This is a genomic window from Streptosporangium sp. NPDC049046 (assembly GCF_040649155.1).
GTDB lineage: Bacteria > Actinomycetota > Actinomycetes > Streptosporangiales > Streptosporangiaceae > Streptosporangium.
Window position 1 is genome coordinate 124,758 of the sequence record NZ_JBEZEZ010000013.1, and the last position, 19,980, is coordinate 144,737.

Sequence of the window (19,980 nt, forward strand, 5' to 3'; positions counted from 1 at the left end):
CCGCCGGGGGTCTCCAGGGACTGCAGGTCGAGAAGAACCATGGGATTGCCTCACTTCTGGTGGGAACCGAACGGATATCGGGAAAACCGGGATGCCTAGTGGCAGAGGGCGACGCTCAGGTTGCTGGGCTTGCCGGACTGGCAGCCCAGGACCGTGAGGGTGCTGCCGCCGCCACCGCCACCACCGCCGGTGGGGGCCTCCAGGGACTGCAGGTCGAGAAGGACCATGTCGTTACACCTCCTTTGATACTGATGTGCCGTGGGGGCCAAACCGCCCGGCGGGTTCGTGCGCGGACACCCCTGACGGGGTGCTCGTGTCGCCGGGCGGCTCGATGAAGGGGAGGAACACCGGCCGGTCGTGCAGCACGGCGCTCATCGCGAACAGGACTCCGGCCGTGCCGGTCGCGAAGTCCATGGAGAGCCTGAGCAGTTGGTTACCGGGGAAGGCGAGCCCGCCGCCGTGGGGCAGCGCGTGCCAGGCCAGCCCGCGAAGCTGCTCGGCCATGTCGGTGTGGTCGGTAAGGGAGGCGTTCGGCTCGGGGCCCAGACCCCAGCCGAGGGCGCCGAGCATGCCGCTCCGGCCGGTGAACAGGCCGGACTGCACGAAGTAGCGTCCCCGGGTGACACGCCGGCAGCCGTCGAGCGCGGCGCGCAGGTCCTCGTCCTCCCGGTGGGCGAGGTAACGGGCGAGGACGATGCCGATGCCCACCGACCCCTCGTCCAGGTAGGGCAGCGTACGCCAGCCCTGGTCGACCTGGAGGGTTCCGTCCTCACCGGTGACGCAGCGCCGCAGGTCCTGCCGGAGCGCCACGGCGGCCCTGTCGAGCAGCGACGCGTCGCCGGTGTGCTCGTAGGCGTGCATGAAGAGAAGAGCGGGCCCGGAGGAGCCGTACATCAGCCCGGCCCGGGGGTGGACGCCGCCGCTGACCTGGGGTACGTCCTCGGGCCCGCCCAGCCTGTCGGAGCAGATGCCGGTGATCTGCAGGGCCACCTCGGTGAAGGTCCGCTCGCCGGTGGTCCGGCCCAGGTGGAGCAGGTTCAGGCCCATGCCGGCCAGGCCGCTGAACAGCCCGAGCTCCAGCGCCTCCCATTTCTGGCGCAGGCACAGGTCGGCGGTGTCGATCGCGTCCTGGCGGTGCCCGAGCAGGTCAAGGACGTAGGCCACACCGTGCAGGCCGTCGTAGAACCCGATCCCCGTCCCCGGGGCGGGGGCGAGCGCCTTCGCGCGCAGCCAGTCCTCGTGCTCGGGACGGCGCTCGGCTCCGGTGCTCGCCAGCGCGTAGAGCACGCCGGCCGCGCCGTACGCGAGGTTGACGCCGCCGCCGGGCTGGAACTGGGCGACGTCGCCGGGGAAGAGCCGGTCCTCGCGCTCGGGGGTGGCGCTCGCCAGGATGGCCCGGGTCATCGCCTCCTTGAGCCGGGGCCAGCTGTCGCGTCCCGGTTTCGGGTAGGGCGTGGCCGCAGCGGGTTCGGGGCCCGCGACGGTGAGGACCGCCTCGTCGAGCATCTCGCGCGGCACGGGGAAGGTCTCGCCGATGAGCCTGGCCAGCTCGGTCACCTTGGCGCGGTCGAGCGGCAGCATGATCGTGAGCTGGGGGGCGAAGAGCCCGAGGCAGAGGCAGGAGAGGGCGTACAGGTCGACGTCGACGCCCTGCCGGTCGGCCGGGGCGCCGAACGCGGGGTGGGCGAGCGCCGCGCGGCCGCGGTCCTCGGTGAGGGTCGCCACCTCGTAGTCGATCAGGGTCAGGCGGCCGTCCTCGGTCACGAGGATGTTGTTCGGGTGCAGGTCGCCGAAGACCACCCCGCGCTCGTGCAGGGACTCGACCGCCCGGCGCACCTTGGGAAGTATGTCGAGCACCCAGGCGGTGTACTCGGCGATGGCCGCCTCGTCGCAGGTCGCCCTGGTGAGCGGGTATTTGTGCACGAGTTGGCGCTGGAGCGGGTTGCCGTCGACGAACTCCTCGACCAGGAAGTGGTGCCCGCCCAGGGTGAAGTAGTCGATCAGCGTGGGCACCGCGTCCAGTCCGGACAGGCGCTCCAGCATGTCGCGCTCGTGCGCCAGCCGCGCCACCGCGTCCCGGCCGGCGGCGTCCAGGCCGGCGTGCGGGCGGGCCTCCTTCAGTACGACCCGCTTCCCGGTGCGCAGGTCCTCTCCCAGATAGACGCCGCCACCGTTGGAGAACTGCATCACGCTCTCGACCCGGTACGGCAGCCCTTCGGTGGTGACCGCGTTGCGGGCCGCCAGGTGGGGTTCGAGGAAGGCGGGCAGCGTCACCCAGGACGGCACGCCGAAGGAGGGCTCCCGCACGTCGGGGACGAGCCGGCCCTCGCCGTCCTCGATGGCCAGCACCAGCTCGCCGTTGTCGGCCAGGCAGCGCCGTCCGGCGAAGCCGCCGTACCGTACGAAGAGCGGGCCCTGGCCGTAGCGGAGGTCGCTGAGGATGTAGGGCCCCTCGACGCCCGTGAGCAGCTCGTCGAGCTCCTTGAGGGTGAGCTCCAGCTGCGCCTCGTCCACCGGGTAGATCGTCACGAGCTTCCCGCTGGAGCCGCGGGGGGCGGCCTTGGAGTTCAGCATGGTCATGACCGGCAGGTTGCGCAGGAACTTGAACGCGATGCCGCGGGGGACGCAGTAGTCCCAGACCGCCTCTATGGCGCGGTCGGCGTCCTCGGCGCGAGCGGAGATGTGGATCTTCCAGCCCTGGGCGGGTGTGCGACCGTCGAGCGGCGCGTAGTGCATCCAGGTGTCGGTCGCCTGGTGCTGCCAGCCGTCCGGGACATCTCGGGCAGCGAGCGCGAAATCGGGGTGATCACCCCGGCGGCCGTCAAGCGTGTCATAAAAAAGCGGGTCGGCCAGGCAATAAAGCTCATACTGGTCATCCACCACATTCTCCCCTGCTGTCTTCCAGAAGAGAGAATTACGGATAACCCGAGAAACCACTAGTTACAAACTAAACCAGTCGTATATGCGAAACTCACAGTGTCAACCATGACGATGTGCGCTACCTGCGCTTTTGCGGCAAACGTGAATATGATTCGGGAAAATTAGTGGGAATCTCGGCCATCAGCGTGAACCATCCGTCCGTGCCGCCGACCGCCCGAACCATGCCGCCCAGCTCGCCCACGCGGTGACCCAGGTTGTCCACGCCGTTGCCGGTGGAGGCGGTCCCGAAGGCGCCCTCGGAGGGGGTCTCCTGCCGGGGAGCCCCGTCGTTGACGACGGTGAGGCGCAGCCGGCCGTCGTACTCGACCAGCTCGATCGCGCACCGCTTCACCCGGCTGTGCCGCAGCATGTTCGTCACGCCCTCGCGGACCACGGCGCCCAGCGCGGTGCTCACCACCTCGGGAAGCTCGTCCACGTCGACCCGGACCGAGCAGTAGGCCCCGAAGCCCTCCATCAGGGTCCTGGCCCGCGTGACCTCCCCGGAGAACGACAGACGGCGGGCGGCCTCCGACACGTTCCGTACGGCGTGCGCGGCCTGCCGCACCGCCTGCAACACCTCTTCCAGCTCCTCGCGCAGGCGCGCGTCGCCGTTCGCCTTCCTGTGGGCCAGCTCTCCCTTGATGGATGCCAGCCAGAGCCAGTGCCCCACGATGTCGTGCATGTCGCGGGCGAATCTCTCGTACGCTCTGCTGAGTGCCCGCTCCCGCTCGGCGTGGAGCCGTCTGATCCGCAGGGCGAGGACGAGTGTCGCGCCCAGTGAGACCAGCAGGATGCCCGTTCCGACCGCTCCGACGAGGTAAGCGGGGTGGGGCATGGAACGCCTCTCGCAGGAGAAATGATATTCCCGCTAATAAACTCAAAAAAGTCGTTAAATGTCAATCAAGAGGCGTGGTTCCGCGACATGAGGCGGCAGGCGAGGACCGTCAGGAAATCAGCATGAAATGCGGTGGTATAGCCCGTCTAATGCTTCGTCGGCGAATCGTGATCGCCATGCTTCCCGCGCGGGGACGGCGGGCGGGAGTATCCAGCGGGATCTCTCAGATGAGCCCGAGCGTCGAGGGCAGCAGCAGGTACGCTCCGGCCACCAGGCACGCGCCCGCCACCACGAGGAACAGAAAGACCCAGAATCCGCCGGGCAGGAAGGTGAGCCTGGCGAGCTGGTCGGCGTCGGAGTCGGGCGCCTGGTGGCGACGCCGCTTGCGCTGGAGCTCCACGATCGGCCGGATGCCGCCCAGCAGCAGGAACCACACGGCCAGATAGGCCAGGACCGCGTCCATGTCGGGCGCCGCGTACCAGGTGAAGGCGAAGATCGCGCCTCCGGTGGCGAGCAGGCTCACCACGCCGAACAGGTTGCGGATCAGCAGCAGCATGCAGAACAGCAACCCGATCACTATCGTGATCAGCACCGCCACATAGCCGGAGGAGGTGAGCCACGCCCCGCCCAGTCCCAGCAGGGACGGGGTGACGTATCCGGCGGCGGCGGTCAGGATCATGCCGAACCCTCGGGGCTTTCCCCTGGTCAGGGTGACACCCGAAGTGTCGGAGTGCAGCCGGATGCCCTCCAGTTTGCGCCGGGTGAGCAGCGCCACCAGCGCGTGCCCGCCCTCGTGGGCGATGGTGATCAGCCCTCGCGACAGCTGCCACGAGGTGGACCACGACACCACGCCCAGCGCGGCCAGAGCGGACAGCAGCACAACCCACAGGGGCGGCCCGGAACGGGACGTGGTCAGGGTCACCCAGAGGTCGGACAACGCTCGTTTCTCCTTCGCGGCGTGAGAGTAAAGCGTCCCACGACTGCCGGTGTGCTGGGGATAAAGTCGGAACCGTGCCGAATATGATGCCGGAATTCGCGGCCGCGGGCGGTTCCGCCCGCCGGCGAGGACCGGGCCGGACCGGAGAGATCCCGCTCGGCGGAGACCTCTCGAACGTCCCCCACCCGTACGCCCCTCGGCTCCACGCGCCCGGCAGGCCTGGCGACGACCGGATCCATGCGCTGTACTGGCAAAACGCGGACAATCTCCTTGGCTCCTCCGCGCACTACACTTCGGTCGGCAGGACATTGATGGTCGGGAGAAACTCGTGAACGATCGGAACGCCGAGCTCATCAAGACGTTCTACGAGGCATTCGCGCGCCGCGACGCCGACGCGATGGAGCTCTGCTACCACCCTGACGTCACCTTCGGTGATCCCGTCTTCCAGGACCTCGAAGGACGCGACAAGGTCATGGGCATGTGGCGGATGCTGCTGAGCCGCAGCCCCGACCTCGCCGTGACCGTACGCGACATCACCGTGCGCCCGTACGAGGGCACGGCGCACTGGACCGGTCGTTACACCTTCGGCGAGAGGGGCAGGAGGGTCGTCAACGAGGTCGACGCCCTCTTCCGCTTCGAGGACGGACTGATCGTCCGCCACCACGACGACTTCGACCTCAGGCGCTGGTCCAAGATGGCGATGGGCCGGCCGGTCGGAATCGTCCTCGGCTGGACCCCGATGCTGAGGGCGAAGATCCGTGCCACCGCGATGCGGTCGCTGCAGGAGTTCATGAGCGCCCGATGAGGAGAGACGTGTGACCGACCGGCGAATGCGAGGCCTGCGGAGCCTGATGCGCGGGCGTTCCGGCACCGGTCGGGAGTCTCCCGAGCGATCGATGGACCCCAGGTCCGCCGGCGAGGAGCGGCCGGCCCCGCCCCGTTCGCGCGTCATCGACAACGCGATCTACGTCAACGGTCATCGGGCGGCGACCCCCGAGTCGCTGCCCGAGGCGTTCGACCGCCTGAAGAACACCCCGGACAGCATGGCCTGGATCGGCTTCTACCGGCCGGAGGACGGCGTCATCCTCAACGTCGCCGAGGAGTTCGACCTGCACGAGCTGGCGGTCGAGGACGCCATCGTCGCCCACCAGCGCCCCAAGGCCGACCGCTACGGCGACACCCTGTTCGTGGTGCTGCGCCCGGCCCGCTACCTCGACGAGGCCGAGGAGGTCGATTTCGGCGAGCTGCACGTCTTCGTCGGCAAGAACTTCGTGATCACCGTACGGCACAGTGAGGCTCCCGACCTGTCCCAGGTCCGCCGCCGCATGCAGCACGACCCCGAACTGCTCGGCCAGGGGCCGCAGGCGGTGCTCTACGCCATCCTCGACGCGGTCGTGGACGGCTACGCCCCCGTGGTCGCCGGCCTGCAGAACGACATCGACGAGATCGAGGTCCAGGTCTTCGGCAACGAACCCGGGGTCTCCCGCCGCATCTACGAGCTGTCGCGCGAGGTGATCGAGTTCCAGCGGGCCACCCAGCCGCTCCTGGGCATGATCGAGGGTTTCATCGCGGGCGCGGACAAGTACGGGGTGGACCAGGAACTGCAGAGATACTTGCGGGACGTGGCCGACCACGCGATCACCGTCGCCGAGCGGGTGAGCGGCTTCCGCCAGATGCTCCACGACATCCTCGTGGTCAACTCGACCATGGTGGCCCAGGCCCAGAACGAGCACATGACCAACCTCACCGAGGCGAGCAACGCCCAGAACGAGGAGGTCAAACGGATCTCCGCGTGGGCCGCGATCCTGTTCGCCCCCACCCTCGTCGGCACCATCTACGGCATGAACTTCGACGTGATGCCCGAGATCCACTGGGCGTGGGGCTATCCCTTCGCGGTCATGCTCATGGCGGGCGTCTGCCTCACCCTCTATCTGGTGTTCAAACGCCGAGACTGGCTGTGAACCCGTCGTGAGCCCCGGGCCACCGGCCCGAGGCCCATCGGCGAGGCTCAGCCGAGCTTGGTCAGAATCAGGTCCAGCTTGCCGTTCATGGAGTCCATCCGGACCTCGAAGGCGTCCATCCGGCCTTCCATGGACTTCATCCGGCTTTCGAAGGACTCCATCCGGGCGTCCATCTTCACCTCAAGGTTGTCGACGATTTCGAAAAGCGAGGGCGGTCAGCCGAGCAGCTTGCGGGCGGCCGCCTCGATCTCGGCCTCCGACAGCAGCACGTGCCTCGCCGCCTCGCCCAGGGGGATGAAGCTGTCCGAGGAGGTCACCCGGGCGATCCTGCCGGTGAAACCCGCGTCGAGCAGCTCGGCGACGATGCTCTCCGAGACGCCCCCGGTGCGGCGGGTCTCGTCGGCGATCAGCACCCGGCCGGTCAGCTCCGCGGCTCGCATCAGGTCCTCGACCGGGAGGGGGGAGAGCCAGCGCAGGTCCAGGACCCGGCAGCTGTGCCCCTCCGCGGTGAGCCTCACCGCGGCGCGCAGGCTCATCCGCAGCCCGTTGCCGAAGGTCACGATGGTCAGGTCGCGGCCGTCGCCGTAGCTGCGGGCGCGTCCGATCGGGATGTGCGTCTCCGCCCATCGCGCCGGGGGGGCGTACGGGGCGAGCCAGCCGTTGTCACCCTCCTCGAACATGTCGCGGGTGTTGTACAGGGCGATGGGCTCAAGGAAGACGCAGACGCTGCCGTCGACGCGGGCGGCGGCGAGGCAGGTGCGCAGCATCGAGGCGGCGTCGTCGGGCCGGGCGGGGGAGGCCACGACCAGGCCGGGTATGTCGCGCAGGGCGGCGATGGAGTTGTCGTTGTGGAAGTGGCCGCCGAAGCCCTTCTGGTAGGCGTAGGAGGCGACGCGCACCACCATCGGGTTGCGAAAGGCCCCCTGGGAGAAGAACTGGAGCGTCGCGGCCTCGCCCCGGATCTGGTCCAGGGCGTTGTGCAGGTAGGCCAGATACTGGATCTCGGGCACCGGCAGCAGGCCGGAGACCCCCGAGCCGAGCGCGAGGCCGAGCACGGACTGCTCGTCGAGGAGGGTGTCGAACACCCGGCCGGGGCCGAAGCGCTTCTGCAGGCTGCGCGTGACGCCGTAGACGCCGCCCTTGCGTGCCACGTCCTCGCCGAAGACGAGCACGTCGGGGTGGGCGGCCAGGGAGTCGGCGAGGGTGCGGTTGACGGCCTGGGAGAAGGTCAGCGGGCCCTCCCGCTCGGGGAGCCTGCCGGCGAAGGCCCTCGACCTGACGTCGGTGGCCGCCACTTCGGTGCAGGCCGCGGCGACGGCCGCGGGGGTGCGCGGGGCGAGCGGCTCCACGATGTCGAAGGCGGAGATCAGCCGAGGGCGCCGAGAGCTCTCCATCGCCATCTTGAACAGGTGCTCGCGCGTCGTCTCGTACCGGAGCAGCAGCTCGTCGGGAGTGGTCAGACCGGCCTCGACGAGCAGCCTGGCGGTCGCCACCAGCGGGTCGCGCGCCAGGTCGGCGTCGATCTCCCGCTTGGTCCGATACGACAGCTCCACGTCCGAGCCCGCGTGGCCCATCAGCCGGACGGTGCTCACGCGCAGCAGGGCGGGCGCGCGGTGCGTGCGGACGTGGTCGGTGGCGGCGAGCGCCATGTCGTGGACATCGGCCAGGTCACAGCCGTCGGCCTCGAAATACCTCATCAACGGGTGGCGGGCGGCCTTGACCCAGCCGTCGGGGGTGCGCACGCTGATGCCCAGGCCGTTGTCCTCACAGACGAAGAGGATCGGCAGTGGCAGCTTCTGGTACGAGCCGTAGGCGGCCGTGTTGAGGCCCGACAGGGCGCTGGCGTGGTTCGTCGAGGCGTCGCCGAAACTGCAGATCACGATCGCGTCGCTCGGCCACGGCCCCGGTACGCCGAGCTGGCGGGCGCGCTCGATGGCGAAGGCCACGCCCACCGCGCGGGGCAGGTGGCTGGCGATCGTGGAGGTCTGGGGGATCACCGCGAGGTCCGGGTGGCCGAAGACCTTGTGCCGCCCGCCCGCGATCGGCTCCTCGACCGAGGCGGTCAGGCCGAGCAGCACGTCGCGCAGCCCTTCCTCGGGCAGCCGTCCCGCCATCGCCGACCTGGTCAGGTAGAAGGCGCCCGACCGGTAGTGCAGGAGGGCCGGATCGGTGACGCGCGACGCGGCGGCGACCGCGGCGTTGCCCTCGTGCCCAGCCGAGCCGATCGTGTAGAACCCCTCGCCCTGCTCGCGCAGCCAGCGGGCGGTGACGTCCAGCAGCCTGCTGCCGAGCTGGAACTGAAACAGCTCGCGGCACCTGGCCCCGGTCAGGGTGGTGTCCTCCCGCACGGGCAGGCCGGGGTCGCGCGGTGTGCCGGGGGAAAGGGCACTCACGGCGTCGGTGAAATGGGTCTCAACAGTGTCGCGCGCCACAGCCCGATTATGTCCCCCATCGACGGACGCCGTCCCCAACCTTGACATCTTTGATGGCGACGAGATGGCGGACCGATCACATTTAACCAGCATTCATGACACCTTGTCAGACGTGATTTTACAGCCCGTTCGACGAATGAACGGGAACGTCGGAGCCGGATACTTCACGCCGGTCCCCAGGGTGAGGCCTTGACGCCGGAACCCCGGCGGGACACTGCCGGCGCAGGGCTCTGACACGGGAATCCGACACCGGGCCTGCCGGGCAGGATGAGTCGGGTCAGAAGGGCGGAAGCCCCGAACAGGGTGAGCGCATTCGTTTCCGGCCTTGTGTTCCGATCCATGGGTATCTCGCGCCCCTGTTGCCACAAGCCGTTCCTCCTGCGGACTTCTCGCGGAGGGTCTCTTTGCCATCGGCGGATACTGCGGCTGCCAGCATCTTCGGAGTTCACGTCCATCGCATCAGTCACATGAGTGGAGACGCGCATGCTTGGAAAATTGATTCTCACCGGGGCGGTGGGGGCGGTCGTCATGCTGCCGGCCGCCGCCCACGCCGCCGAACCGTCTCCGGATACGGCGAGGTCCGTCACGGCGCTTTCCGGTGACACGCCGGTTTCCGGGATGCCGGCCGTTGGGAGCGCACCGGCGTACGGAAACCCGTCGGCGCCGGTGTCCGCGCCGGCGCCCTCGGTCGCGACGCCGCCCCCGCCCGTACCGGGAACCGCTCCGGTGCCCGCGGCCGCGGTGCCCGGGACTCCGCCGCCGCCCGACGCGTCGCTCACGCCCGGCACGACCCCGCCCGGCGTCGTCCCGCCCGGTTCCACTCCGCCTGGCACGACTCCACCGGTCGACACGACCCCGCCTGGCACCACTCCGCCCGGTTCCACTCCGCCTGGCACCACTCCGCCTGGCACGACTCCACCGGTCGACACGACCCCGCCCGGCACCACCCCGCCGGTCGGCGTCGCGCCGCCCGTGACCGTCCCGCCGGTCCAGGTCGTATCGACGCCGGTGATCTTCGCCGCGCCGGGCACGCCGCTCGCGGTCACGTCGGCCGTCGCCGCATGGGCGGGAACGTTCTGTGCGCCGACCGGCGTCGTGGCCGTGACCGGCTCGTGTCTGTAACCGGCTCACGCCGGTGCTCGTGACCGTCCCGTGCCCGCACCTGTGATCGGCTCGCGCCGGTGACGGTCCCATGCCCGTGACCGTCCCGCGCGGGTGAGACGCGGGTGAGACGCGGACAAGACACGGCGACGTTACGGATGACCGTGCCGGCGACCGGCCGCCGTGCCACTCCGGCAGATTCGCGCGGCCGTGCGGCCCGCGCGAAACCCCTCCCGGCCCCGGCCGGTCTTCAATCGCCCTCCCGCCCCCGGGCGGGAGAAGGCGTCTTTGCCGATGCGCGCCGCAAAACAGGAAGAGTCTTGTGGAAGGGTGCCCTTCTCGGCGGGCGGACTCGGAGAAGGATGGAAAGGAGTGACGCAGGAGAGGAGCCGCCATGCCGGTACGGGACGAAGGGCGACCGGTGGTCGTCGGATACGACGGTTCGGCGGAGAGCCGCCTGGCCCTGCGATGGGCCGTCGAGGACGCCCGCCTGAGATTTCTCCCGCTGCTCGTCTGCCACGCCTGGCAGTGGCCCTACCCCAGGCTCTCCCTCGCCCCCGAGACCACCGAGGTCGTACGGCGGATGGGCGGGCGCGTCCTGGAGAACGGGCTGATGACCGCGCGTGAGATGGCACCCAGGGCGTCCATACACGGGCGACTGGTGGAGGGGACCCCGGCCGCCGCCCTGGTGGGCCTGTCGAACGACGCGGAGCTGATCGCGATCGGCCCGCGTGGCGCGGGCGACCCCGAGGAACTGCGGATCGGCTCGACCGTCGAGGTCGCCGCGCACGCCCGCTGCCCGGTGGCCGTCGTCAGGAGGCCGGGCCACCAGCGCGTCGGCCGCGTGGCGATCGCGGTGGAGGACGCCGCCGTCGACTCGCAGGAGCTGGCCATCGCCTTCGAGGAGGCGAGGCTGCGCAGGGCGACGCTGCTCATCATCTGCCTCTGCTCCGAGGACACCGGCGATCTCAGGTCGGCGGCCGTCCACTTCAACACCAGCGTCTCGGTGTGGGAGGAGAGGTATCCCACGGTCGTGGTGGAGACGATGATCGAGACACGCCCTCACGTCGAGGCGCTCCGTCACGCGGCCGACCGTTCTGACCTGCTGGTCGTCCCCGACCGGGAGCACCACGATCCGCTGGATCCCGCCATCGGCCCGGTCTGCCGGGTGATGCTGAGCGAGGCGCCGTGCACGGTCGTGGTGACCCCCTCGCAGGCGTGGAGTCCGTCCACCTGGGCGGAGCTGTCCGCCAGAGGTTAGCGACCCTTAACCTTGGGAGGCGGCCAGCGCCGCACGTGCCATACCGCGCAGCAGCTCCGCCATCGCCGCGGGCGGCAGCTCGCCCGCGCTGTGCGGGGTGGAGTTGAGCAGTCCGAAGACGGCGTGGGTCGCGGCGCGCAGCCCGGCCTGGGAACGCGCGGGGTAGAGCTCGCTCAGCACGGTGACCCACTCCTCGACGTACAGCCGCTGCAGCCGACGGATCCGGCGGCGCGCGGGCTCGGGCACGTTGCCGAGCTCCCTGTCGTGCACGGTGATCAGTGCGGGGTGGCTGAGCGCGAACTCGATCTGGCAGCTGAGCAGGGCGTCCAGTGCCTGCTCCGCATCTGCGGCCTCGGTCACGCGGCGCGCGCCCGAGGTGTGCAGGCGCTCGCTGACATCCAGCAGCATCTCCGCGAGCAGGGCGTCCTTGCCGCTGAAGTGGCGGTACAGGGCCGGGCCCGAGGTGCCGACCGCGCCGCCGATCTCCTCGATCGAGACGCCGTGGAAGCCGCGGGCGGCGAACAGCTCCGCCGCGGCGTCCAGGATCTCCGCGCGCCGGGAGCCACGGGTGCGTGCAGGGGACTGAGCAGTCGTCACCTCTCGCATGGTAGACGGTAACGTTAATAATGACTAACATCTGCGGTGAAGTCGGGCATCGGTGCCCCGGCGATGGCAGCGCCAGGGCGGATCGGATGATCCGGGCGGAGCGGACGGGGAGGCTCGTATGAGTGGCTGGCCGGTGCTGCGGAGCGCCTGTGATCCGGGCGGTGAGGGCTTCAAACGCAACGCCGAGGTGAACGAGCGTCTGGTCGCCGACCTCAGGGAGCGCCTGGCCGTGGCGGGGCTGGGCGGCCCCGAGAAGTCGCGCGCCCGGCACGTCTCCCGGGGCAAGCTGTTGCCCCGCGACCGCGTCGACTCGCTGCTCGACCCCGGTTCACGCTTCCTGGAGCTCTCCCAGCTGGCCGCGGGAGGGATGTACGACGACGTGGCCCCCGCCGCCGGGATCATCACCGGGGTGGGCCGTGTCTCGGGGCGCGAGTGCGTGGTCGTCGCCAACGACGCCACCGTCAAGGGCGGCACCTACTATCCGATCACCGTCAAGAAGCATCTGCGGGCCCAGGAGGTCGCCCTCCACAACAACCTGCCGTGCGTCTATCTCGTCGACTCGGGAGGCGCGTTCCTCCCCGAACAGGACGAGGTCTTCCCCGACCGCGAGCACTTCGGCCGGATCTTCTACAACCAGGCGACCATGTCCGCGCGCGGCATCCCGCAGATCGCCGCGGTCCTCGGCTCCTGCACCGCGGGCGGCGCGTACGTCCCGGCGATGAGCGACGAGGCGGTGATCGTCCGCAACCAGGGCACGATCTTCCTCGGCGGCCCGCCGCTGGTGAAGGCCGCCACCGGCGAGGAGGTCACCGCGGAGGAGCTGGGCGGCGGCGACCTGCACGCCCGCGTCAGCGGCGTCACCGACCATCTCGCCGACGACGACCGCCACGCGCTGCGGATCGTCCGCGACATCGTCTCCACCCTCGCGCCGCGCACGCCCTCCCCCTGGGAGCGCGTGCCCTCCGAGGAGCCCGCGCACGACCCCCGCGACCTGTACGGCATCGTCCCCGCCGACACCCGCACCCCGTACGACGTCCGCGAGATCATCGCCAGGATCGTGGACGGCAGCAGGTTCGGCGAGTTCAAGGCCGAGTACGGCGCCACGCTCGTCACCGGGTTCGCCCGCATCCACGGCCACCCCGTCGGGATCGTCGCCAACAACGGCATCCTGTTCGGCGAGTCGGCGCTCAAGGGCGCCCACTTCATCGAGCTGTGCGACCGGCGCAACACCCCGCTGGTGTTCCTGCAGAACATCAGCGGCTTCATGGTCGGCAGGGCGTACGAGGCGGGGGGCATCGCCAAGCACGGCGCGAAGATGGTCACCGCCGTCGCCTGCGCCCGGGTGCCCAAGTTCACCGTGGTCGTCGGCGGCTCGTTCGGGGCCGGCAACTACGCGATGGCCGGGCGCGCCTACTCGCCCCGGTTCCTGTGGATGTGGCCGGGGGCGCGCATCTCGGTGATGGGCGGCGAGCAGGCCGCCAACGTCCTGTCCACCGTGGGCGACGCCGACCCCGACGCCATCCGCGCGCAGTACGAGGAGCAGGGCAACCCCTACTACTCCACCGCCCGCCTCTGGGACGACGGGGTCATCGATCCCCTCGACACCCGTACCGTCCTGGGCCTGGCCCTGTCGGCCTCGGCCAACGCCCCCCTCGAACCCGTCGGCTACGGCGTCTTCCGGATGTGACCGCCCCATGACCCACTCAGCCCACTCGACTCACCAGACCTCCTCGGCACACGCGTCGCCGCCGCGCGGGGGCCGGATGTTCGACACCGTCCTCGTCGCCAACCGCGGCGAGATCGCTCTGCGGATCACCCGCACTCTCCGGAGGTTGGGCATCCGCTCGGTCGCCGTCCACAGCGACGCCGACACCGGGGCGCGGCACGTCCGCGAGGCCGACATCGCGGTGCGGCTCGCCGGCGGTTACCTCGACACCGACGGCATCCTCGCCGCCGCCGCCGCGACCGGCGCCCAGGCGGTGCATCCCGGATACGGCTTCCTCGCCGAGAACGCGGACTTCGCCCGGCGCTGCGCGGAGGCCGGGCTCGTCTTCGTCGGCCCGCCGCCGGAGGCCGTGGAGGCGATGGGCGACAAGATCCGCGCCAAGGCCACCGTCTCGGCGGCCGGGGTGCCGGTCGTGCCCGGCGGCGCCGAGCCCGGCGACGACCTGGCCGAGGCGGCCGGGCGGGTCGGCTTCCCCGCGCTGATCAAGCCGTCGGCGGGCGGCGGAGGCAAGGGCATGGTGCTCGTGCGCTCCGCGGCGGAGCTGCCGGAGGCGCTGGCGTCCGCCCGCCGCACGGCCGCCGCCGCGTTCGGCGACGCGACCCTGCTGATCGAGCGGTTCGTGGAGAACCCCCGGCACATCGAGATCCAGGTGATGGCCGACGCCTACGGCGGCGTCATCCACCTGGGCGAACGTGAGTGCAGCCTTCAGCGTCGCCACCAGAAGATCGTCGAGGAGGCGCCGTCGCCGCTCCTCGACGCCGAGACCAGGGCCGCGATGGGCGCGGCGGCGGTCGAGGCCGCCAGGTCCGTCGGCTACACCGGCGCGGGGACGGTCGAGTTCATCGTCCAAGGCGCCACCGGCGACTACTACTTCATGGAGATGAACACCCGCCTGCAGGTCGAGCACCCCGTCACCGAGCTGGTCACCGGCCTGGACCTCGTCGAACTCCAGCTCAGGGTCGCCGCCGGTGAGCCCCTCCCGCTCACCCAGGACGAGGTACGCCTCATCGGCCACGCCGTCGAGGCCCGCGTCTACGCCGAGGACCCCTCCCGGGGCTTCCTGCCGACCGGCGGCCGGGTCCTCGCGCTGCGCGAGCCACCGGGGGTGCGGGTCGACTCGGGACTGATGGCCGGGGGCCTGGTCGGCAGCGACTACGACCCGATGCTGTCGAAGGTCATCGCCTGGGGCAAGGACAGGACGGCCGCCCTGCGGCGGCTCGACGGCGCGCTCGCGGCGACGGCCGTACTCGGGGTGCCCACCAACATCGCCTTCCTGAGGGCCCTGGTCGGTCACCCCGCCGTCCTCGCCGGAGACCTCGACACCGGTCTGGTGGAGCGCCACCTCGACGAGCTCGTCTCCCGCGAGGACGTCCCCGCCGACGTCCTCGCCGCCGCCGCCCTGGTGCTGCACCGCGAGCACGCGCCCGCGGGCACGCCCGCCGACCCGTGGGACGTCCCCGACGGCTGGCGGCTGGGCGAGGCGGCCTGGACCGTCCACCGGCTGGAGAGCCGCGACGGGGTCTGCGAGATCAGGGTCCGCGGCCTGCCCGCCTCGGGGGCCGAGGTCCGCCTGCCCGGCGCGGAGGCCGTGCGGGCACGGCTCACCGAGGAGAGCGGCGGCGAGGACGGCGACCTGCTCGTCACTCTCGGCGAGACCGCGAGACGCTACGCCGTCGCCAGGGACGGCGACGTCGTCTGGCTCGGCCGCGACGGCGACGCCTGGGCGCTCACCCGCCACCACCTGGGAGACCCCGGCGACCGGGCCGGCGCGGGAGGCGCGGGTGACGGGCTGGTCCGCAGCCCGATGCCGGGCACCGTCCTGGTGGTGAAGGCGGGCGAGGGGGAGCGGGTCGCCGAGGGGCAGCCGCTGCTCATCGTGGAGGCGATGAAGATGGAGCACACCGTGACCGCGCCGATCGGCGGGGTCGTCGCCGAGCTGCGGGTCCGCGCGGGCCAGGCGGTCGCGATGGACGCCGTGCTCGCCGTGGTCCGCGAGGAGGAGTCGTGACGGTCTCCGCTCAGGTCGCGGAGGCCGTACGGGAACGCGGGAAGGTCGCGACGCGGACGACCGGATGGGCCGTGACCCACGACGACGGCGGAGTCACGGCCGGATGGGTCGCCGAGGTCGGGATTCCGGCCACGGGGACCTCGAGGCACGAACCGGTGAGGGGGGAATGATGCGCGAGCCACAGAGGGTCGAGGCCGCGGGGCTGCCGGAACGGGTCACGATCTACGAGGTCGGGCCGCGCGACGGGCTGCAGAACGAGACCGCGGTGATTCCCGTCGAGGTCAAGGCCGAGTTCATCGCCCGGCTCGCCGCCGCCGGGCACCGCGTGATCGAGGCCACCAGCTTCGTCCATCCCAAGTGGGTGCCCCAGCTCGCCGACGCCTCGGAGCTGCTGGCGGGCATGGAACGGGTTCCCGGCGTGCGCTACCCGGTGCTCGTCCCCAACGAGCGCGGCCTCGACCGCGCGCTCGAACACGGCGTCGAGGAGATCGCGATCTTCGCCAGCGCCACCGAGACGTTCGCGGGCAGGAACCTCAACCGGACGCTGGAGTCGCAGTTCGCGATGTTCGAGCCGGTCGTCGCGCGGGCGCTGGAGCACGGCCTGAAGGTGAGGGCGTACGTCTCGATGTGCTTCGGCGACCCGTGGGAGGGGCCGACGCCCGTCGCCCAGGTCGTCTCCGTCGGGCGCAGGCTCCTCGACCTGGGCTGCTTCGAGCTGTCGCTCGGCGACACCATCGGTGTCGGCACCCCCGGCCACGTGGCCGCGCTGATCGAGGCGTTCGGCGGCCCGGACCGGCTCGCGGTGCACTTCCACGACACCTACGGCCAGGCCCTCGCCAACACCCTCACCGCCCTGCGCGAGGGCGTGACCGTCGTCGACGCCTCCACCGGAGGCATCGGCGGCTGCCCGTACGCCGAGAGCGCCACCGGCAACCTCGCCACCGAGGACCTGGTCTGGATGCTGCACGGTCTCGGTGTCGAGACCGGGCTTGACCTCGCCGCGCTGGTGGAGACCAGCACCTGGCTCGCCGCGAGGCTCGGCCGCCCCAGCCCGTCGCGGGTCGTCCAGGCCCTGGGCGAGCACCCGTCCCGCACCACCGCAGAGAACGCCGAGGAGTGATCATGCCCAAGCTGACCGAGGAGTACGAGGAGCTTCGCAAGACCGTCGAGGCGTTCGCCCGCGACGTGGTGGCCCCGGTGATCGGGGACCTCTACGAGCGTGAGCAGTTCCCCTACGACATCGTGCGGCAGATGGGCGCGATGGGCCTGTTCGGGCTGCCGATCCCCGAGGAGTACGGCGGCATGGGCGGCGACTACTTCGCGCTCTGCCTGGCCCTGGAGGAGCTGGCCAGGGTGGACTCCAGCGTGTCGATCACCGTTGAGGCCGCGGTGTCGCTGGGCGCGATGCCGATCTACCGGTTCGGCACGCCCGAGCAGCGCGCCCGGTGGCTGCCCCGGCTGGCCTCGGGCGAGATGCTCGGCGCCTTCGGCCTCACCGAGCCCGGCGGCGGCTCCGACGTGCCCGGCGGCATGCGGACCACCGCGGTGCTCGACGGCGACGAGTGGGTGATCAACGGTACGAAGGCGTTCATCACCAACTCCGGCACCGACATCACCGGCGTGATCGGCGTGGCCGCGATCACCGGCGAGCGGGCCGGAGGGAAGAAGGAGATCTCCACGATCCTGGTGCCGTCCGGCACGCCGGGCCTCACCGTCTCGAAGAAGTACTCCAAGGTGGGCTGGAACTGCTCCGACACCCGTGAGCTCTCCTTCGAAAACTGCCGGGTCCCCGCGGGCAACCTGCTCGGCGAGCGCGGACGCGGCTACGCGCAGTTCCTGCAGACGCTCGACGAGGGCCGCGTCGCGATCGCCGCCCTGTCCACCGGCCTGGCCCAGGGCTGCGTGGACGAGTCGCTGCGCTACGTCCGCGAACGCGAGGCGTTCGGTCACCCCATCGGCCACTACCAGGCGATCCAGTTCAAGATCGCCGACATGGAGGTCCGCACCCACACCGCCCGCCTCGCCTACCACCACGCGGCCGAGAAGATGCTCGCGGGCGAGCCGTTCAAGAAGGAGGCCGCGATCGCCAAGCTCGTCGCCGGCGACGCCGCCATGGACAACGCCCGCGACGCCACCCAGATCTTCGGCGGCTACGGGTTCATGAACGAGTACCCGGTCGGTCGTTTCTACCGCGACGCCAAGATCCTGGAGATCGGCGAGGGCACCAGCGAGGTCCAGCGGATGCTGATCGCGCGGGAGATGGGGCTCTCCGGCCTCTGACCCCGTTGCGGGGACCGGCCGGCGCGCTTTGCGGAAGTTTGACGAGGCGGCCCGGCGTGGCTCGGGACCCCGTCGGGCACGCTGCGGGTACAGCGGTTGCGAAGTGCCGGTGAACATCACTGCGAAGTGATGGGAGAACCACATGCTGACAGGGTTGCCCGCACTGGGATCAGGGCTGGGACATCGCGTGGAGCTGGCCGAGGAGATCGAGGCGCATGCCGATCGGATCGACTGGCTGGAAGTGATCACCGAGCGCTTTCTGTTCGCCCCGGCCGACGAGCGTGAGCGGCTGAGAGGGCTGACCGACCGGTTCCCGGTCGTGCCGCACGGGCTGGAGCTGTCCATCGGCTCGGAGCGGGAGCCGGACGCGGCGTACGTGGAGGCGCTGGCCGCGCTGGTGGCCGACGTCGGCGCGCCGTGGTTCAGCGACCACCTGTCCTTCACCCGCACCGGCAGCGTCGACGTGGGGCTGCTGGTGCCGCTGCCGAGGACGAGGGAGGTCGCCCGGCGGCTGGGACGCAGGGCGGGGCGGGTGCAGGAGGCGGTGGGTCGGCCGTTCCTGCTGGAGAACATCACCTACTACGTGGACATGGCGACCCCGCTGACCGAGGCGCAGTTCATCACCGAGGTGATGGAGCACTGCGAGTGCGGCCTGCTGCTGGATCTGGCCAACCTCGACATCAACGCGCGCAACCACGGCTTCGACCCGCTGGAGTTCCTCGACGCCATCCCGGTCGAACGGGTCGTCCAGGTGCATCTGGCCGGAGGCGTCGACGGGGACGTCGACGAGGACGGGGAGCGGCTGTCCCTCGACAGCCACGGTGCCGCGATCCCGGCCCGGGTGTGGGGGCTGCTGGCGGAGCTGGTGTCCCGTACGCACCTCAACGCCACCCTGATCGAACGCGACCAGAACTTCCCCGACGACTTCGGTGACCTGCTCGCCGAGATCGACCGCGCGCGAACCGTCCTGCGCTCCCGCGGAGCGGCACAACCGGCGGGGGGCGCCTGATGGGCGTGCAGGACGCGCTCGCGGCGATGCTGACCCGCGAGGGTGAGTCCGCGCTGCTGCGCGAGGACCCCGAGAGGCTGCGGCTCCGGTACGGGCTGAGCGAGGCCGAGCTGGCCATGCTGGCCGGTGCCGCGGTCGGCGGTTACCGGGTGACGCGCGCCGGCGTGCTGGGCAAGCTGCGGTCGGCGATCGCCACCTGCCTGCCCGAGACGGTCGCCGAGCTCACCGGCGGTCACCGCGCCCTGTGGGAGGAGTTCACCCGAGGTGTCGTACGCCGCCCGCAGCCGGCGGAGCGGCCGTTCGGTATCTGGGAGTCCGAACGGCTCACGGCCTGGCTCGCGGTCCACGCGACACCGCGGCTGGCCGCCTACGCCCGTTACGAGCTGGCGCGCGCCACGCTGGTCCACGACCGTGACGCGGCGCTGGCCGCCCGCGAGGCCGCCACCATGGCGGAACCCGGAGGCCGGACCGTGACCGGGGCGCTGCGGCTGTCGGCCGCCGTCCGGATCGGGACGTACACCCATGACGTCACCGCCGGGCCGCCGATCGGTGAGCTGCCCGCCGCGACGACGCGGGTGCTGTTGCAGCGCCGATGGCGGGCGCCCCTCCTGCGGGCCTACCGGATCGGAGACGGCACCGCCACGCTGCTCGCCCGCTGCGACGGCACCCGCGACGCCGTCCAGGTGATCGCCGCGGTGGGCGGCGACCGCGCCCGAGCCGCGGAAACGCTCACCCAGCTGGTAGTGGCCGGTCTGGTGTGGCCGCGATCCTGACTCCGCACGCGTCGCCCGGCGGGAGGATCCTTGTCGACTCTCGCGAGATCGCGACGGGGCGTCACCGCGAGGTGGAAGGCGATGCCGGTCGTGACCGGCAGGGCTGGACGAGAGGCGCGTGCGGACCCCGTT

At 70.9% G+C, this 19,980-nt stretch carries 17 protein-coding genes; 11 read left to right on the forward strand and 6 right to left on the reverse strand.

Translation table 11 applies throughout. From position 1 onward, the window contains the following. Positions 1 to 95: 95 nt before the first annotated feature. The 4 genes from AB0B96_RS20250 to AB0B96_RS20265 form a co-directional block, all read right to left on the reverse strand. Positions 96 to 227, reverse strand: a complete 132-nt coding sequence (locus AB0B96_RS20250; RefSeq protein ID WP_350944086.1) for a SapB/AmfS family lanthipeptide — start codon at positions 225 to 227, stop codon at positions 96 to 98. A 4-nt stretch (positions 228 to 231) separates the two neighbouring features. After that, positions 232 to 2,880 carry a class III lanthionine synthetase LanKC gene (lanKC, locus tag AB0B96_RS20255; RefSeq protein WP_362900668.1) on the reverse strand — a complete coding sequence of 883 codons (2,649 nt, stop codon included), beginning with the start codon at positions 2,878 to 2,880 and terminating at the stop codon, positions 232 to 234. 118 nt (positions 2,881 to 2,998) lie between these two features. Beyond that, positions 2,999 to 3,754, reverse strand: a complete 756-nt coding sequence (locus AB0B96_RS20260) for a histidine kinase (protein WP_362900670.1) — start codon at positions 3,752 to 3,754, stop codon at positions 2,999 to 3,001. Between the two features lie 223 nt (positions 3,755 to 3,977). Beyond that, entirely contained in the window at positions 3,978 to 4,691 is a 714-nt protein-coding gene (locus AB0B96_RS20265; protein WP_362900672.1) for a M50 family metallopeptidase, read from the reverse strand. Between the two features lie 328 nt (positions 4,692 to 5,019). Between AB0B96_RS20265 and AB0B96_RS20270 the strand changes: the two genes are divergently transcribed. Beyond that, a complete protein-coding gene (locus AB0B96_RS20270; RefSeq protein ID WP_350944079.1) occupies positions 5,020 to 5,496 on the forward strand; it encodes a nuclear transport factor 2 family protein in 477 nt (158 codons plus the stop codon). A 10-nt stretch (positions 5,497 to 5,506) separates the two neighbouring features. Continuing rightward, entirely contained in the window at positions 5,507 to 6,652 is a 1,146-nt protein-coding gene (locus tag AB0B96_RS20275) for a magnesium and cobalt transport protein CorA (protein WP_362900674.1), read from the forward strand. 215 nt (positions 6,653 to 6,867) lie between these two features. Here the strand turns inward: AB0B96_RS20275 and AB0B96_RS20280 are convergent, their stop codons facing one another. Beyond that, positions 6,868 to 9,084: a thiamine pyrophosphate-dependent enzyme gene (locus tag AB0B96_RS20280; RefSeq protein WP_362900676.1), complete on the reverse strand. Its 2,217-nt coding sequence runs from the start codon at positions 9,082 to 9,084 to the stop codon at positions 6,868 to 6,870. 483 nt (positions 9,085 to 9,567) lie between these two features. Here AB0B96_RS20280 and AB0B96_RS20285 point away from each other — a divergent pair, with 483 nt between their 5' ends. Beyond that, positions 9,568 to 10,206 carry a hypothetical protein gene (locus tag AB0B96_RS20285; protein WP_362900678.1) on the forward strand — a complete coding sequence of 213 codons (639 nt, stop codon included), beginning with the start codon at positions 9,568 to 9,570 and terminating at the stop codon, positions 10,204 to 10,206. 373 nt (positions 10,207 to 10,579) lie between these two features. Beyond that, on the forward strand, positions 10,580 to 11,446 hold the full coding sequence (locus tag AB0B96_RS20290) for a universal stress protein (RefSeq protein ID WP_362900680.1): 867 nt from the start codon (positions 10,580 to 10,582) through the stop codon (positions 11,444 to 11,446). A gap of 6 nt (positions 11,447 to 11,452) precedes the next feature. Here AB0B96_RS20290 and AB0B96_RS20295 read toward each other — a convergent pair whose 3' ends face one another. After that, positions 11,453 to 12,052 carry a TetR/AcrR family transcriptional regulator gene (locus tag AB0B96_RS20295; protein WP_362900682.1) on the reverse strand — a complete coding sequence of 200 codons (600 nt, stop codon included), beginning with the start codon at positions 12,050 to 12,052 and terminating at the stop codon, positions 11,453 to 11,455. 118 nt (positions 12,053 to 12,170) lie between these two features. Between AB0B96_RS20295 and AB0B96_RS20300 the strand changes: the two genes are divergently transcribed. The 7 genes from AB0B96_RS20300 (at position 12,171) to AB0B96_RS20330 (ending at position 19,848) form a co-directional block, all read left to right on the forward strand. Next, entirely contained in the window at positions 12,171 to 13,739 is a 1,569-nt protein-coding gene (locus AB0B96_RS20300) for a carboxyl transferase domain-containing protein (RefSeq protein ID WP_350944066.1), read from the forward strand. A 76-nt stretch (positions 13,740 to 13,815) separates the two neighbouring features. Beyond that, positions 13,816 to 15,786: a biotin carboxylase N-terminal domain-containing protein gene (locus tag AB0B96_RS20305; protein ID WP_362900685.1), complete on the forward strand. Its 1,971-nt coding sequence runs from the start codon at positions 13,816 to 13,818 to the stop codon at positions 15,784 to 15,786. Then, entirely contained in the window at positions 15,783 to 15,956 is a 174-nt protein-coding gene (locus AB0B96_RS20310) for a hypothetical protein (protein ID WP_362900687.1), read from the forward strand. Before AB0B96_RS20305 ends, AB0B96_RS20310 begins: the two co-directional genes overlap by 4 nt. After that, entirely contained in the window at positions 15,953 to 16,906 is a 954-nt protein-coding gene (locus AB0B96_RS20315) for a hydroxymethylglutaryl-CoA lyase (RefSeq protein WP_362900689.1), read from the forward strand. The genes AB0B96_RS20310 and AB0B96_RS20315 overlap by 4 nt, the downstream gene beginning before the upstream one ends. After that, positions 16,903 to 18,066 (forward strand): acyl-CoA dehydrogenase family protein, encoded by a 1,164-nt coding sequence (locus tag AB0B96_RS20320; RefSeq protein WP_362900691.1) that lies wholly within the window; start codon positions 16,903 to 16,905, stop codon positions 18,064 to 18,066. Before AB0B96_RS20315 ends, AB0B96_RS20320 begins: the two co-directional genes overlap by 4 nt. A 142-nt stretch (positions 18,067 to 18,208) precedes the next feature. Continuing rightward, positions 18,209 to 19,075: a DUF692 domain-containing protein gene (locus tag AB0B96_RS20325; protein WP_362900693.1), complete on the forward strand. Its 867-nt coding sequence runs from the start codon at positions 18,209 to 18,211 to the stop codon at positions 19,073 to 19,075. After that, positions 19,075 to 19,848, forward strand: a complete 774-nt coding sequence (locus tag AB0B96_RS20330; protein ID WP_362900695.1) for a hypothetical protein — start codon at positions 19,075 to 19,077, stop codon at positions 19,846 to 19,848. The genes AB0B96_RS20325 and AB0B96_RS20330 overlap by 1 nt, the downstream gene beginning before the upstream one ends. The last annotated feature ends 132 nt before the right edge of the window (positions 19,849 to 19,980 follow it).